At 41.2% G+C, this 15,098-nt stretch carries 13 protein-coding genes and 1 pseudogene; 6 read left to right on the top strand and 8 right to left on the bottom strand.

Annotated elements, in window-relative coordinates:
- The first annotated feature begins 51 nt into the window (after positions 1-51).
- Entirely contained in the window at positions 52-918 is an 867-nt protein-coding gene (locus RMZ95_RS22780; protein ID WP_322671059.1) for a calcium-binding protein, read from the top strand.
- A gap of 101 nt (positions 919-1,019) precedes the next feature.
- Here RMZ95_RS22780 and RMZ95_RS22775 read toward each other — a convergent pair.
- From RMZ95_RS22775 to RMZ95_RS22760, 4 genes and pseudogenes are all read right to left on the bottom strand, one after another.
- A pseudogene (locus tag RMZ95_RS22775) lies at positions 1,020-1,295 on the bottom strand (DUF4070 domain-containing protein); the annotation flags it as partial.
- A 65-nt stretch (positions 1,296-1,360) separates the two neighbouring features.
- Positions 1,361-2,506, bottom strand: a complete 1,146-nt coding sequence (locus tag RMZ95_RS22770; RefSeq protein WP_322686251.1) for a PepSY-associated TM helix domain-containing protein — start codon at positions 2,504-2,506, stop codon at positions 1,361-1,363.
- Between the two features lie 54 nt (positions 2,507-2,560).
- Positions 2,561-3,973, bottom strand: a complete 1,413-nt coding sequence (locus RMZ95_RS22765) for a TonB-dependent receptor plug domain-containing protein (protein ID WP_322686252.1) — start codon at positions 3,971-3,973, stop codon at positions 2,561-2,563.
- Between the two features lie 152 nt (positions 3,974-4,125).
- Positions 4,126-5,115 (bottom strand): AraC family transcriptional regulator, encoded by a 990-nt coding sequence (locus RMZ95_RS22760; RefSeq protein WP_322686253.1) that lies wholly within the window; start codon positions 5,113-5,115, stop codon positions 4,126-4,128.
- 349 nt (positions 5,116-5,464) lie between these two features.
- Between RMZ95_RS22760 and trpS the strand changes: the two genes are divergently transcribed.
- From trpS to RMZ95_RS22745, 3 genes are all read left to right on the top strand, one after another.
- The gene (gene trpS, locus RMZ95_RS22755; protein ID WP_322671063.1) at positions 5,465-6,475 is read left to right on the top strand and encodes a tryptophan--tRNA ligase; all 1,011 of its coding nucleotides are present in this window, start codon (positions 5,465-5,467) and stop codon (positions 6,473-6,475) included.
- 58 nt (positions 6,476-6,533) lie between these two features.
- Complete coding sequence (locus RMZ95_RS22750; protein ID WP_322686254.1) at positions 6,534-7,463, top strand: methylenetetrahydrofolate reductase; 930 nt, start codon at positions 6,534-6,536, stop codon at positions 7,461-7,463.
- Positions 7,464-7,589: 126 nt separating this feature from the next.
- On the top strand, positions 7,590-8,393 hold the full coding sequence (locus RMZ95_RS22745) for an Rpn family recombination-promoting nuclease/putative transposase (protein WP_322686255.1): 804 nt from the start codon (positions 7,590-7,592) through the stop codon (positions 8,391-8,393).
- Between the two features lie 147 nt (positions 8,394-8,540).
- On the opposite strand, the gene RMZ95_RS22740 is transcribed toward RMZ95_RS22745, so the two are convergent.
- The 3 genes from RMZ95_RS22740 to RMZ95_RS22730 form a co-directional block, all read right to left on the bottom strand.
- The gene (locus tag RMZ95_RS22740; RefSeq protein WP_322686256.1) at positions 8,541-8,786 is read right to left on the bottom strand and encodes a hypothetical protein; all 246 of its coding nucleotides are present in this window, start codon (positions 8,784-8,786) and stop codon (positions 8,541-8,543) included.
- A 223-nt stretch (positions 8,787-9,009) separates the two neighbouring features.
- On the bottom strand, positions 9,010-9,564 hold the full coding sequence (locus RMZ95_RS22735; protein WP_322686257.1) for a phosphate-starvation-inducible PsiE family protein: 555 nt from the start codon (positions 9,562-9,564) through the stop codon (positions 9,010-9,012).
- A gap of 81 nt (positions 9,565-9,645) precedes the next feature.
- The gene (locus RMZ95_RS22730) at positions 9,646-10,566 is read right to left on the bottom strand and encodes a tetratricopeptide repeat protein (RefSeq protein WP_322686258.1); all 921 of its coding nucleotides are present in this window, start codon (positions 10,564-10,566) and stop codon (positions 9,646-9,648) included.
- Positions 10,567-10,976: 410 nt separating this feature from the next.
- Between RMZ95_RS22730 and RMZ95_RS22725 the strand changes: the two genes are divergently transcribed.
- Positions 10,977-13,025, top strand: a complete 2,049-nt coding sequence (locus tag RMZ95_RS22725; RefSeq protein WP_322686259.1) for an elongation factor G — start codon at positions 10,977-10,979, stop codon at positions 13,023-13,025.
- A gap of 367 nt (positions 13,026-13,392) precedes the next feature.
- Positions 13,393-14,268 carry a prohibitin family protein gene (locus RMZ95_RS22720; RefSeq protein ID WP_322686260.1) on the top strand — a complete coding sequence of 292 codons (876 nt, stop codon included), beginning with the start codon at positions 13,393-13,395 and terminating at the stop codon, positions 14,266-14,268.
- 245 nt (positions 14,269-14,513) lie between these two features.
- Here the strand turns inward: RMZ95_RS22720 and RMZ95_RS22715 are convergent, their stop codons facing one another.
- Entirely contained in the window at positions 14,514-14,984 is a 471-nt protein-coding gene (locus RMZ95_RS22715; protein ID WP_322686261.1) for a hypothetical protein, read from the bottom strand.
- Between the last annotated feature and the right edge of the window lie 114 nt (positions 14,985-15,098).

Here is a 15,098-nt window from a genome sequence, read left to right as displayed (position 1 = left end):
TGACAAATGACAAATGACAAATGACAAAGAAATATAAAAGCGATATGTAAAATGCGAATTATTTTTACCATTGCCCATTTTTTCAAACCTAGCGGTGAGGGTCGTCATGCTTCCCAACGCAAAGACCCGCAACCCCGCTTGCAGGCGTTAACTAATAGCCTTACCGCCTTACACCAATTATTTGGTAAATCTCAAAGTATTATTAACATTGCTCAACGAATAGCTTTTCCTGCTAACCAGCCGCAATCGCATGAACTAGATATTGTTATTTGTACAACCCAAGATAATCATATTTTAAACCAGCTTCCCTTACCATCCCATTTATATAAGCATCATTCTACTAATATAGAACCTCTGCTTTTGGGTTTTGAGTGCCAAGCTGTTCTGCAAAGTTGTCTCGGTCAATATGATTATTACTGCTTCTTAGAAGATGACTTAATTATCCACGATCCCTGGTTTTTTATAAAATTAAATTGGTTTACTCAACAAGCAGGTGATTTAAATTTGCTCCAGCCAAATCGTTATGAAATCTCCCCTTACGGTTTGGTTCATAAAGCTTACATTGATGGAGATTTGGCTTTGCGAGTAACTGCTCCTTTTCAAAATGTGCAGGAGCAACCAGAACTCAAGGGTACAATTATGAATGCACCAATTACCTTTTGTCGTGCCCTCAATCCTCATGCAGGCTGCTATTTTTTGAATGCAAATCAGATGGCTCACTGGGCTAATCAAACTTATTTCCTTGACCGGGATATTAGTTTTGTTGGGCCTCTAGAAAGTGCTGCCACCTTGGGAATTATGAAGACATTTCGGATTTACAAAACCTCACCGGAGCAAGCAAGCTTTTTGGATATTCAACACTTTGGAACTGGATTTCTAGGGTTAATTGGAGGACAGGTAAGTTTAGCAAAGAGGTAAATCAAATTTAAGAGTTTGGTTTTTGTGAGCAAAATTAATGCGATCGCTATTTATAAAACATAATAAAAACACATTAGCGATCGGTTGATTGTTGAGCGATCTTAAATTGTGACTAATGGTTTTTCAACAGGGGTAGGCGTAACTAACGGATCAAATCCTAATTGCTCAGTAATGCGCTCTCTAGCTAAAAGGTGGTATTCCCAAAAATGCTTGCCAGCAGCACATAAACCCAAATACATATTTACGAATTGGGGCTTGGTGCGAATGATAGCCCAAAGCTGTTGCCAAAATTGACCCCGAATTTCCTGGCGTTGCCAACCTTGTCGCCAGAGTAACTGTGCAAGTAGCCGCAGTCCTTTGCCAGGTGGAAAATACAGCCACAACAGACGGCTTTGATTTTTTAGGCTGGAACTTTAGGGTTCAGAGCAACGGAAGGAAATCCCTAATTGCGACGTAAATCTGACAGTTCTATTGAGCGATCGCGTTTTTTAGTTTTAGCTTGATAACGATACCGCCACATCACAAAGCTAGTGATAAATAAAATTAAAGGTGCAACCCCGACAAATACATAAAGGATACGGGATGGAAGCCCCCAAAAGGTACCATAGTGGAGAGGAACGAAGGAGTTGAGGACGCGATCGCCCAATGATAACTTCAAAGCATTATCAACACGCAAAACCTTACCACTGTATTGATCGAGATAAACATTACTATTCCCATACTCTATATTTTCCTGGGGCAGTTTCATACGAATTTGTAAAGCATTTTCTGGCCGTTCGGGGAAGTAAATGCTTTTGATAACAGCATTTGGCAAAGCAGCATTAGCAATTTTGAGTTGTTGCGTTAGTTTTAAAGTCGATTGACCAGGAATTGGTTGGGATACTGGTTCGGATAGTTTCGAGGTGAATGTAACAGCGTAAATAATCGGCTCAGTCAAATCGTAGAAGTTCCAGCAAAAGCCAGTAAAGCCAGTAAACAATAAAAAAACCACAGTGATAATGCCAGCCACTTTGTGAATGTCAAAGTTCGCACGTTTAGGATGAGCATCAAACTTGATTTTGAAGCCTGCAATCAATCTGCGCCAACCAGGCCAAAGAACCAAACCTGTGATACTAAGAATACACATTAGCAAGGCAGTAATGCCAACGATAATAATTCCGGTTTGACCTGCCATCAAGGTATAGTGCAAATTAAGCATTATCCCAATCAGGGTTTGATCCCATAGACGTTGACCCATAATTTTCCCTGTATAAGGGTTGACAAAAACCTCTGTTCTTTGACCATCAGTTGATGCCAATTGTCCTATATAGGGAGTATCTGAGGTATCTGGCAAATAAATCCGAAAAAGCTTCAAGTCAGTTCGTGCAGCATACCTAGCCTGAATTGTATCGATCGCGGACTCTGGGGATAACTGCTCTTTTTGGGGCGTAATGTGTCCATATTGTTGAGCGATGGCAAAATGGTCAAAATCTTGCTCGAACACCAACAAGCTACCTGTCAAGCCAACGATAACTAGTACCAGTCCTACTGTTAAACCAAGATAGCGGTGCAAAGTAAATGCTAAATCGCGTATTTTTTTAGAGTTCATGGTAGAAGCTGTGTGATAGTAAACAGGACTTAATCAGTTCAAAAATTGCAGGAATCAAAACTGTACAGAAAACGTTCCCAGGACTGTTAAAGGCGCACCAGGAAGCAGATAATAGCCTTGAGAATCGTAATAGCGAGTATCAAAAAGATTCTTAAAGTTCAGCCCAACCCTCCAGTTATCGCGTTTGTAGAAAATCGTGGCATCTGCACGTACATAGGAAGGTATGAGGTATTCATACTCCAGTGTCAATGTTGTCGCATCACTAATTTTGTAGGTTAATGCTGGTGCGATCGCCAATGTTTCCTGATGATTAAAATCGAGAAAACTACCAAAGTTCTCGTATGCAGCATTCAGGCGGTACAGCAACGTTCTGTCTGAGTTCAGCGGCCCAGAAATATCAATGGAGGGACGATAAGTGCTAAAATTCCCGGCTGTAAATTCAGCAGAGTAGTAAGGCTCACTGAGCGGTTGTTTGGTAATATAATTCACCACACCTCCCGGCTCAAACTGTCCATATAGCACTGAAGCTGGCCCCTTGAGAACTTCGATCCGCTCAATGTTAGTCGGATTCACAAGATCGTCTGCAACGGAAAAACCGTTTCTCAAGTTGTCATAAGTTGTGAATCCCCGAATGTTGTAATTATCTGTAGACCCACCATAGCCCCCTTGCTGAGTCACGCCACTAATATTGCGTGTTGCATCACCAATCCGCGTAATTTGCTGATCCTTAATGACTTGTTGAGGAATAACTTGAATTGACTGAGCTATATCGCGCGTAGGAGTATCAGTTCTAGTCGCAGTTGAGGCATCAGATACGTTATATCCATCCTGTTCGCCCGTCACTACTAGTTCAATCGGTTCATCACCTTCTGCTGATGGTGTTGGCTGTGTCTGAGTTTCTGGCTGACTTGCAGGACTTGGTTGCGTTTGAGGTTGCTGCTGCGATAGCGCAGGAGTTGCAGCATTAGCCACAGCAAATATTAGACCCTCGTTTGGACTGTCAAACAACTCGACAACTGGTACACTCGCTTCGCCCATCACTGTTACTCGAATAGTATTGGCATCAGAGTTGGTAACAGTTATTTCAGTAACACCCGCAATTGGTTTATCTGAGCGGAATGTAAAAGCCTCACCACTAGGTAAACGCAGCTGTGCATTGGGAATATCAGCAATGAAGTTATTACCAGCACTGCGATTTGCGATCTGCAACTGTTCGCCTTTAGATGTCTGTAAAATCACCTCTACACCCTTGTTAGTAGAATTTGCCTTAACTTCCGTCACCTGCACAACTTCTGTTTGTGGCGTTTGGTTTTGTTGTTCTATCTGAGCCAGCCATTCTTTCACTGTTCTTGCAGAGCCGTCTAGCTCTTGTCCACCATGAATTTGAGTTACTTCCTTTGCCTGAGTTGGTTGTATAACGACAGCAATAATCAAACAGCAAATGAACCAAGATTGCGACAGCTTCATAACTCCACACACTCAACCGTATTTCTAAAAACAGAGCCGATTATTTGAGAATTATTATTATCTAACTCTATTTAGGAGAATACGGAAATTTAGGCGTTCGCATATATCTGAAACTGGATTTTTTTCTCGCAATCGGGATTCACCTTTTGCTATCAGCCTTTGCAGCGACGATAATCTCTAGGGGTTACGCCAAATTGTCGCTTAAACAGGTAGCCAAAATGACTTATGCTTTCATATCCCACTTGAGAAGCAATTTCTGCAATGGTTAAATTAGTGCCGAGTAGTAACTGTTGTGCTTGCTCTAGCCGTAAGGATTGCACATACCCACACACCGTAGTGCCAAAAATTTCTCGAAATCCCCGTTTCAGCTTAAAGTCATTGAGTCCGATTTGTCTGGCTAGATTTAGTAGAGAAGGTGGATGCTGGAGCTTTTGATTGAGAATCGCTTTAGCATGATGTAAACGTTCAATTTCATCGGGACGAAAATATAGCGATCGCTCCAATAAAAGATTATTTTCTCTCCACTGAGCAATTTGAAGCGTCAGTAGTTCCAAAACTTTTGCTTCTAAATACATTTGTCTGAGTGTTTCTCGGAACGGACACTGCAATATTTGCTTCAGCACCAATCGCATCGCCGGCGTGATGGCTCCTAATGGCTGATGAAAACGCTCTTTTGTCGGATTTTCGATCAACTGCTGGAGCAGAGTTGGTAATTCCTTGAAGCTACCCTCAAAACTAAAAAGTAAATCAGGATACCAATAAATACTGATACACTGCTTGCGTTGGTTCGCCGTAAAATGCTCAAACTCCCGAATCTCAGGCAAATAAAATAAGTAGTTATAGCCTGCAACTTCTTCATAATCGTCCCTAACTCCAGGCACATTTGGCGTAGTGGTTCTCATTCCACCAGACAGAAAAAATTTAGATGTCAAAAAAGACGAATCATCGTGTTCGCCTTCAAGAACTACTGCTTCCGAATAATCGCTTTCTTGAATTACTAGCTCAAGGCGATCGCGCAGCATAGTCCAGTGACTACTCACTTGACCAAACCAGGTAGAAAATTTTACTTTTCCCTGATAGTGATTAAGCTGTACATCCTCACATAATTGATTAAAGTCTGTCTCGGTTAAACGAATAGTCATGATAATACTCTCAACAAGCAATTGAGAATAGTATCTATTAAGAGGCAAAGCGATAGCAACTGAAAATATTATCTAAAAAGAGTATAAGTAGGTCAGCACAATTAAAGCTAATTGGCTAGGGCTGTTCGGCTGTTCTTTGTCATTAGTCCTACTGAAATCCAGATCAAATCCGCTGTCATTACTAAATCTGTAATTCTGCAACGGCCAGTTGACCTGGAAAATGTCAAAATTAAATGAGTTTTGCGTAGGCGAGTTTGGGTTGATGCAGCCTCTTGTAGATGAAGAAAAGCAAATTGTCACCACACCGCCACTTTACTAGCGTGGATTTGAGATAACTAAGTTGAAATTTATGGGCAAGCAACGTGTTCTTTCTGGAGTTCAACCAACCGGCAATTACCATCTAGGTAACTATTTGGGAGCCATTCGCAACTGGGTAGAAGGTCAGAGCGAATACGAAAATTACCTTTTTGTGGCTGATTTACACGCGATTACAGTGCCACACGACCCAAAACAGTTGGCAGCTGATACCTACACTCTTGCTGCTCTTTATCTAGCTTGTGGTCTTGATTTAAATCACTCCACCATTTTTGTTCAATCCCACGTTTCGGCCCACAGTGAACTCACTTGGTTGCTCAACTGCATTACGCCTCTAAACTGGCTGCAAGATATGATCCAGTTTAAGGAAAAGGCTGTTAAACAAGGAGAAAATGTGAGTGCAGGCTTATTGGATTACCCTGTGCTGATGGCATCTGATATTTTGCTTTACCAAGCCGATAAAGTGCCAGTGGGTGAAGACCAAAAGCAACACTTGGAATTGACACGGGATATTGCAGCTCGGTTAAATCACCAATTTGGTAAACCAGAACAACCAGTTTTGAAGTTACCAGACCCTTTGATTCGCAAAGAAGGGGCAAGGGTGATGAGTTTAGCGGACGGTACACGCAAAATGTCGAAGTCCGATCCTTCAGAGTTAAGCCGAATCAGTTTGCTAGATTCACCAGAGCAGATTCAATACAAAATTAAGCGTTGTAAAACCGATCCGATTCGGGGGCTGACTTTTGACGATCCAGCGCGTCCAGAGTGTAATAATTTGTTAACGCTCTATACATTGCTTTCAGGAAAGAAAAAGGAAGATGTAGCTGTTGAGTGTCAAGATATGGGCTGGGGACAATTCAAGCCATTGTTGACAGACACAATTATTGAGTCTCTGAAACCAATTCAAGAAAAATATCACTCGATAACGGCGGACAAAAGCTATTTGGAATCTGTGTTGCGGGATGGAGGGGAAAAAGCTAGAGCGATCGCCAATCAAACTTTATCACAAGTCAAAACGGCTTTAGGCTATTCTCTTCCTCTATAAGTTTTCACCTTTAGGTGTGATTTGTTATACCATTTAAGAAATTGAAAAGCTTAATGTTATGCATCACACCCACAGCCCCACAGGTTTAAATGACTTTCGCAGAGCTGTACAAGCAGGTAAATTTCTAGTTACTGCCGAGGTAGCACCGCCGAAGGGGGGAGATCCAGCGCACATGATTCAAATGGCGGCGACTCTTAAGGGGAGAGTTCATGCCGTCAATGTTACTGATGGTAGCCGCGCCGTGTTAAGGATGTCTTCGTTAATGGCATCGGTGATTTTATCACAGAATGGCATAGAGCCGATCTGTCAAATTGCTTGCCGCGATCGCAATCGTATCGGTTTACAAGCTGATTTGATGGGCGCTCATGCTTTAGGCATAAATAACATTTTAGCTTTGACTGGCGATCCAGTAAAATCAGGCGATCATCCAGATGCCAAAGCAGTGTTTGACTTAGAAGCGGTGCGATTGCTGCAACTGATTCGGAAGATGAATCAAGGCGTTGATTGCAATGAAAAACCCTTGACTGATGGAGCCTTAGATTTATTTGTTGGTGCAGCAGTAGATCCGCAATGTAAAAGTTGGTCGGGTTTACAAAGTCGATTTGAACGCAAAATCGAAGCCGGAGCGCAGTTTTTTCAAAGTCAATTGATTACCGATTTTGATCTGCTAGAAAAGTTTATGGATACCATTGCTGCTGGTTATAAAAAACCAATTTTGGCAGGAATATTTCTGTTGAAATCAGCAAAAAATGCCCAGTTTATTAATAGATGTGTTCCGGGTGTAAATATTCCCCAACATATTATTGATAGATTGGCAAAAGCCAAAGACCCTTTTGAGGAAGGGATTAAAATTGCCGCCGAGCAAGTGCAGATAGCGCGGCAATTATGTCAAGGAGTTCACATGATGGCGGTGAAGCGTGAAGATGCGATCGCGCCAATTTTAGATTTGGCTGGGATTGCTCCAGTGAATCAATTGGTATCTATGTAAATTAGACAATGAATCTTTTATTAAAGCAGATGGTTATTTCTATCTGCTTTTTTTGTGTTGAAACAGACGCAGTTACACTATTTTTGGTAGACTTTTAATATTCAATGTTCCCTTGACTAAATTTAGGTGCAAACTGACAAAATATTTTATAGCTTATTTCAAGCTTTTCCTAGCATATTTTTTGCCATAATTGGCGACACGACTGCCAATATCAACGCATATCAATTTGTTTCAGTCGAGCTAAAAGAAACTGCTTTCAGGATTGATGGGGTATTCATCCCCACAAGTGAAACCACAAACCAACCACTTTACTTTGTTGAAGTTCAGTTTCAATTAGACGCAAATTTTTATAGACGCTTCTTTGCCGAAATCTTCCTTTACTTACGTCAAAACGAATCAGTCAATTTTTGGCGTGCAGTTGTTATATATCCGCAACGAAGTTTAGATCCAAACGATCGGCTACCGTATCAGCTGCTGCTAGACAGTTCACAAGTGCAACGCATTTATCTAGATGAATTAGATACGAGGGAGAACTCACTTCAAGTTGCGATCGTTAAATTAATTATCGAAAGAGAAGAGACAGCCCTTGACAAAGGTAGAGAATTGATTTTACAAGCAAGGCAACAACTGACAGATGAATCTACCAGCAAGCAAATTGTAGAATTGATAGAGACTATTCTGTTGTACAAATTTACCCGGTTAAGCCGAGAGGAGTTAGCAGAAATGTTGGGTATAGACGACGAATTCAAAAAAACACGGATGTATCAATCAATCAAGGAAGACGGCTTAGAAGAAGGTCGCCAGGAAGGTCGCCAGGAAGCTAAGTTAGAAGCTATTCCCCGATTGTTGGCATTGGGATTGAGTGTAGAACAAGTAGCGGTGGCTCTCGATTTAACGGTGGCGCAAGTAGAGCAAGCAGCCCAGAATTAGTTTATCTTATACTGGGCAGTGCTTGCCTCTAATTTAATCAGCAAGTGTAACGCTCAATAGCCTGTTTTAAACATCGCCTCTTTTTGTTTTAGCTAAACCAGAAGCGATGTCTACGACGGGCTTACGCCTACGAACTCAAAACCTGGGTTACATCTTACCGTGTTGCAGCACTTGTTGTAGATGTTGGCGAATCTCTTGTGCGTGTTCAATATCAGATTGCCGCAATTTTTGGAACAACTCTACACAAGGTTGAGAACCTACTTGTTCTGCATCTTTGATGTAGGTATCGTAAGCTTTAACAGCTTCAGCCTTATTGTGCAAAACGGTGATAAAATCATACTCCAAGTCGCTAATCGCTGTTTGAGATTGTCCGTTACCTGTATTTGTAGCCATTGCTTGAACCTCTTTTAGAATTTCTAATTAACGTTATATTCACCCTTAAAGAGCGATTCATCTTCCAAAAAGAGTATATTTCAATACGTCGGAAGTAACTTGCAAAAATAATTTCCTGATACAGCCTCATACAAAGGAGTGGGGAGTGGGAAAATACTTTTACCCACTCCCCGGTACAGACGTGATTAATCGCATCTCTCCCACTCCCCATTTTCATAACAATTTATCCAAGGGGTTGATTCTCATCACATTGACGTGAATACTGTAATTCCAACTCGTTTTGTCGTTCTCTACCTCCCCTATACACAACCGGACAAAACTTAGTGTTAGCGCTCATACAATCCATGTGTGGTGTCTTAGCGCACACCACGAGTAGTCCACCCAAAACAAATAACAAACCACAAATTGCAAGCGTATTAACCCAAGAAATTTCCAGCGCTCCGTGAACGACTACCTCTCGTAGCAAAGATACTATTGTTACCTCAACTGCTACTCCTACAGAGATACTATGTTCTTGCAAATAGACCATTAATAGTCGAAATAACTCGACTAAAATCAACACAAATAGTATTTTTGCGGTCACATGTTTATAGTCTAGTGGCTGCATGAGGGCGATTGCTATCCCCCACAATTGGATTAGCATGACGGCGAACAAACCCAAACACAAAACAATCACAATTAAGTCTTGAAAGGCTTCCATGTTGCGAACAATTGATTGCCGATCGAGCCAGCGATCGCTAAATAAAAATCGGCTTTTCTGGCGCTTTTGCATGTACATTTTTCCAATCGGGACTAGTTCAGACAACACCAGCGAGTCAACCCAATAGTTTTATCTTATGCAATATTAAGTTTTTCTGCCTCAGCGAGGTTGGTAATTGAAATTTTGTGCTTGTTGTAACAATTGCTCGGCATTTTTCGCCCACTGGGGATTTTTTTGAGCATTGTATAAATCTCTAGCAAATTGTAATACTTGTACTGCATCGCCATATTGCTGTAACTGGATAAAAACTAACCCAGCACCATAATAAGCGTTGGGATAGTTAGAGTTAGCTTCAGCTGATTTTCTAAAAGCCTCTAATGCCTCTTGTAATTTACTTTGTTGAAAAAAAATCGAGCCGAGATTGTAGTAAGCTTCTGGATACTTGGGATTAATTTTTAATGCTTGATAAAATGCACTTCTAGCTTGGTCGAGTTTACCTTGTTGGAGATAACACATCCCTATATGGTAAGGAGGTTCTGGTGCATTTTTGCTATATTCTACGGCTTTTTTAAAAGATGCGATCGCTTTCTCACAATCTCGTTGCTGTTCTCGTACTAACCCCAAGTTATAGTGGGCAAATCCGAGTTTGGGATCGAGTTTTAAGGCGTGTTGCAAGTAATCGTTAGCTAACTTGAAATTATTCCCTTCTAACAACGCTCCGCCTAAATTAGCAAAAGCTGGAGCAAATTTCGGATCGGCTTGCGTCGCTCGATAAAATGCATCCGCAGAGGGTTGTAATTGTCCCGTTTGTCGGAATGCTAACCCTAAATTATAGTGCGCTGGTGCCAATGCTGGATCTAATTTAGCTGCTTGTTTAAAGGCGGCGATCGCATCTTGTACCTTTCCCGCCTGAATTGCTTGTAAGCCTTGGTTTAACCAGTCTACAGCAGTTTTAGGATTAGATTGTGCCAGCTTTGAGGCGATAGGAGGAGATAAAGCAAGAGAGGGGGAGGAAATACTCATAACCAGCATCAAACTTACTAACCCTGCTATGCGATATTTAAAGAATGATAATCTCATTGATTTTCGGACTCACAACACTTTCAGTTAAATTTACTTCATAAAAAGTTTTTTACAAAAGTTTTTGATTTGGGATAAAGATTTGTGATATTTAACTTTTCTTAAGCTAAATCTTACGACAGGCTACAATTTTTTTAACTTTCGATTAAAGGGAGGATAATAACGAATTAAAGAAGGGGTAATTTTGACTCCAGAGAACCATTTTGTTCAAATAGAATTCAGGAGTCAGGAGCCAGAATTCAGCTGGGAATTCTGTACGACTGGCAAAGAAATAAATCGGTTTAAGACCCTCGCGGACTTGCTACTGTCAAGATTTATGAATCCTGAATTCAGAATAGCTGGATTCTTCTTTAACCCTTGATATATACAGAATCATGCGGTTATAAAAGACTTACCGCAAGGGAGGTTTTATGAACGAAAAAGTAAAATCGGGTTCGCGGAACGTTGCAATTGTCGGGCCTTATTTAAGTGGAAAAACCACTTTACTAGAAAGCTTGTTATTTGTCACAGGGGCAATTTCCCGCAAAGGCAGTGTTAAGGACAGCAATACAGTAGGAGATAGTGCAGCCGAGTCGCGCGATCGCCACATGAGTGTAGAAGTCAGCGCCGCTAGCACTGAGTATAACGGCATTCGCTTCACTTTTCTTGACTGTCCGGGAAGCATAGAATTTGCCCAAGAAACGTACAATGCTTTAATCGGAGTCGATGCAGCAATTGTAGTTTGCGAACCCATCCGCGAACGAGTCCTTACCCTCGCCCCTTTATTTAAATTCCTGGACGATTGGGAAATTCCCCACCTCGTCTTCGTCAACAAAATGGATCGGGCAAATATTCACGTCTTAGAAACGTTGCACGCCCTAAAAGCAGTATCTAGCCGTCCCCTGGTAGCACATCAATTTCCGATCGTGAACGGGGAAGAACTCACCGGCTTTATTGATATGGTGAGCGAACAGGCATATCAATATCATCCCGGCGCACCTGCCGATCCCATTCCCTTCCCCGAAAGTTTAAAAGAAGAAGAACATACAGCACGGGCAGAAATGCTCGAAGCCTTAGCAAATTTTGACGACCATTTACTCGAAGAACTTTTAGAAGATATCGAACCTCCTCAAGAGGAAATCCTCAAAGATTTAAAAATGGAATTAGGGGCAGATTTAGTAGTGCCCGTTTTCTTTGGTGTAGCAGAACAAGATTATGGTGTTAGACCTCTATTAGAAGCCTTGTTACGGGAAGCCCCCGAACCAGAAACTACAGCAGAACGTCGTTTAAAAAACATCAAAGGTGATACAGCTTTAGCGCAGGTATTAAAAACTTATTACACTCCCCAAGGTGGCAAACTTTCTCTGGTGCGTGTTTGGCGCGGCAAATTAACTGATGGCATCGTCCTCAATGGCATTCGCACTGGTGGAATTTACCGCCTGATGGGACAACAACAGCAGTCAGTTAACCAAGTTAGTGCTGGTGAAATTGTCGCATTGAGCCGTTTAGAAGGAATTAAGACAGGCGATACAATCTCTATAGAACAGCAGTCGGCAATAAAATTACCCAAAGCTGTAGAGTTGGAACCCGTGTATGCTCTGGCTATTACACCAGAAAAACGCAACGATGAAGTTAAACTCAGCAGTGCCATCACCAAGTTATTAGAAGAAGACTGCTCACTTGCTTGGGAACAACATGGCGATACCCACGAAGTTATTCTTTGGGGTCAAGGCGAGATTCATTTACAAGTCGCCTTAGACAGACTGCGCCGCAAATATAACTTGCCAATGACAACCCACTTGCCGCAAGTGCCTTACAAGGAAACCATCCGCAAAACAGTGGCTTCAGTTCATGGGCGCTACAAACACCAAAGCGGTGGTCACGGACAGTTTGGTGATGTTTTTCTCGAAATCAAGCCCTTACCACGCGGTACAGGTTTTAACTTTAATGAAACCATTGTCGGCGGCGTGGTTCCTAAACAGTACATTCCCGGCGTAGAAATGGGCGTGCGGGAATTTTTGACACACGGGCCTTTAGGCTTCCCAATAGTTGATGTGGCGGTAACTCTGACTAATGGTTCGTATCACAACGTTGACAGTTCCGAACAAGCATTTAAGCAAGCTGCCCGATTGGCAATGCAAACGGGGATAGCCCAAGCAGAACCTACCTTGTTAGAACCGATTTTGCGGGTAGATGTTACCACACCGAGCGAATTTACCTCCAAAGTGCTGCAACTGTTGAGTGGTAGACGGGGGCAAATTTTAGGCTATGAGGGTAGAAACGATTGGCAAGGCTGGGATAATGTCTCTGCATACTTGCCACAAGCAGAGATGCAAAACTTTATTGTAGAGCTGCGATCGCTCACTCTTGGCGTTGGTTCCTTCCACTGGGAATATGACCATCTCCAAGAAGTACCCGAAAAGCTTGCCGAACGCGTCATTCATAGCAATGGCAATGGTAGTAACGGCAACGGCAAGTAATACCAATTTGAAAAAAGAATGCGATAAATAGACCATTTGTAGAGACGCGATTCATGAGCCAGCGCGTTGCGGGGTTCCCCCCGTTGTAGCGACTGGCGTCGCGTCTTTACCCAAAGATGTGTTGCAATCATTAATTGAATTGGTATAATTTTCGATTTTGAATTAATTGTAGAGTAGCGTAAGCTTTGCCCGCCGCAGGCATCGCTTCAAAGCTAAGATTCCTGACTTCTGAGAAAAGTCGGGAATCTTTTTCAATCTATAAAAGAATTCATAAACCTCTAACTTGTGTGAAATGATATAAATTTCATAAAAGCATTTGGGAATTATGTGATTAAGCATATTCGTCTTAACTACACACAAAAAACTCATGGGCTTTATAGTATCTCTTGTAACTAGCCTAATTGCAATTCTCGTCTATCTCAATACAGATAGGATATCTGATGAAAGGTCGCGTTTAGTAATACGCACAATTATGATATTGATTGGCAGCATTGCAGTACTAAATTCTTTTTCTAGGCTTTTGGTGATTGTCCCACCTGGTAATGTCGGTGTCGTCAATTTCTTTGGTGAGGTTTCCGAAACTACTCTTAATCCTGGTGTCCACTTGCTTAACCCCTTTAGCAAGGTGCTGAATTTTTCTACTCGCCTTAAGGATATAAAGGAAAATGTAGATGCAACATCCCAAGAAGGTTTGAGCCTAAATCTTGATGTCAGTCTTCAGTACAAGCTCGATCCACAAAAGGCAGCTACAGTATATAAAACAATTGGAACTGATGAAACACAACTGGTGATTTCCAGATTCCGCTCTACTGTCCGCGCCATCACGGCAAACTACCCAGCCAATGCTATTTACTCTACCAAACGCCAAGAAATCGCCCAAAAAATTGACCAGCAACTCACCCAAGAGATACCAGCTTTGGGTTTCCTCGTTGAGGAAGCTCTTTTACGAAACATCAAAATGCCTGATTCTCTACAAGCTGCAATTCAAAATAAACTGAAGACAGAGCAAGAAAATCAGCAGATGAAATTTGTTTTAGAGAAAGAGCGTCAAGAGGCAGAACGAAAGCTGATTGAAGCGCGAGGTATAGCAGATTCCCAAAAAATTCTCTCAAATGGACTTAGCAACCAAGTGCTGCAATTACGAGCGATTGAAGCTACAGAAAAGCTAGCTCAATCTAATAATTCTAAGCTGGTAATTATTGGTTCTGAAAAAGGCGCAGTACCTATTATGATCCAGCCATAAACAGGAATCTCAAAACCTTAAAAGTTTCCGATCGGGTCAATAGCTTGATATAATTTTAATTATATGCAAAATACACTATACATTATTTGCTACGTTCACTCTTGGCGTTGGTTCTTTCCATCGAAAATATGACCATCTCTAATAGTGCCGGAAAAGCTTACTGAACGAGTTATTCATAGAAAGGGCAGGTAATTTTGGATTTATTTAAAATCAAAGCCATGCACTTAAAGGTGCAGGGCTTTTTGTTAATTAATTTTTAATAGGTTTTGAACGTGCTGTTGAAACGTTAATCCTTTTGTATTCCACCGTTCTTGGAATCCTTGTATATTTTCCAACTTTATTGCTTTTCCATTGGGAGGGAAATTAATATCATAACCAAATACTGTATTCTTATCTGGAGAATGATCCCAATTATCCGTCATCCAAACTACTTGGACAATACGATAAATATTAAATTCATCTTCAGCATTTTTGTCAGGATAAAGTTGATTGTTCAGGATTTGAACAATGTGGGTTACTTTGCTACGTTGTCTTAAAATTATCAGTTCACCTTCTTGTGGGGTTTTGGCATTTATTTCGTCTTTATTTTCTAAATTTCTCCAATGTAAAGCAAAAATCTTTAAGTCTGGATATATGGTAGGTATACTGTGATAAGCCCAATTTTCACCATCTATAGGTTTTACGTTTTTAGTCCAAATTAATCCATTTAAATCCATAATTATTTCTCAATTTTGTTTTAATAGAGAAGTTATAGTTATAGTTTTCCCTGAAATACAGCTCGACTAACAGTGCTTATTTTTTGCATATCTGATCGCAAGTTTAGTAGTACA

The organism is Nostoc sp. DedQUE07 (assembly GCF_034530975.2).
Lineage (GTDB): Bacteria > Cyanobacteriota > Cyanobacteriia > Cyanobacteriales > Nostocaceae > Nostoc.
Note: the sequence above shows the minus strand (reverse complement) of the source record. Positions and strands in the feature narration are given on the sequence as shown.

Bases quoted from the DNA above. Each gene is read 5' to 3' on its own strand.
- RMZ95_RS22735 (WP_322686257.1), bottom strand. From the start codon at position 9,564: ATGTACATGCAAAAGCGCCAGAAAAGCCGATTTTTATTTAGCGATCGC.
- RMZ95_RS22765 (WP_322686252.1), bottom strand. From the start codon at position 3,973: ATGAAGCTGTCGCAATCTTGGTTCATTTGCTGTTTGATTATTGCTGTC.
- RMZ95_RS22740 (WP_322686256.1), bottom strand. From the start codon at position 8,786: ATGGCTACAAATACAGGTAACGGACAATCTCAAACAGCGATTAGCGAC.
- RMZ95_RS22770 (WP_322686251.1), bottom strand. From the start codon at position 2,506: ATGAACTCTAAAAAAATACGCGATTTAGCATTTACTTTGCACCGCTAT.
- RMZ95_RS22780 (WP_322671059.1), top strand. From the start codon at position 52: ATGCGAATTATTTTTACCATTGCCCATTTTTTCAAACCTAGCGGTGAG.
- RMZ95_RS22760 (WP_322686253.1), bottom strand. From the start codon at position 5,115: ATGACTATTCGTTTAACCGAGACAGACTTTAATCAATTATGTGAGGAT.
- trpS (WP_322671063.1), top strand. From the start codon at position 5,465: ATGGGCAAGCAACGTGTTCTTTCTGGAGTTCAACCAACCGGCAATTAC.
- RMZ95_RS22725 (WP_322686259.1), top strand. From the start codon at position 10,977: ATGAACGAAAAAGTAAAATCGGGTTCGCGGAACGTTGCAATTGTCGGG.
- RMZ95_RS22730 (WP_322686258.1), bottom strand. From the start codon at position 10,566: ATGAGATTATCATTCTTTAAATATCGCATAGCAGGGTTAGTAAGTTTG.
- RMZ95_RS22720 (WP_322686260.1), top strand. From the start codon at position 13,393: ATGGGCTTTATAGTATCTCTTGTAACTAGCCTAATTGCAATTCTCGTC.
- RMZ95_RS22750 (WP_322686254.1), top strand. From the start codon at position 6,534: ATGCATCACACCCACAGCCCCACAGGTTTAAATGACTTTCGCAGAGCT.
- RMZ95_RS22715 (WP_322686261.1), bottom strand. From the start codon at position 14,984: ATGGATTTAAATGGATTAATTTGGACTAAAAACGTAAAACCTATAGAT.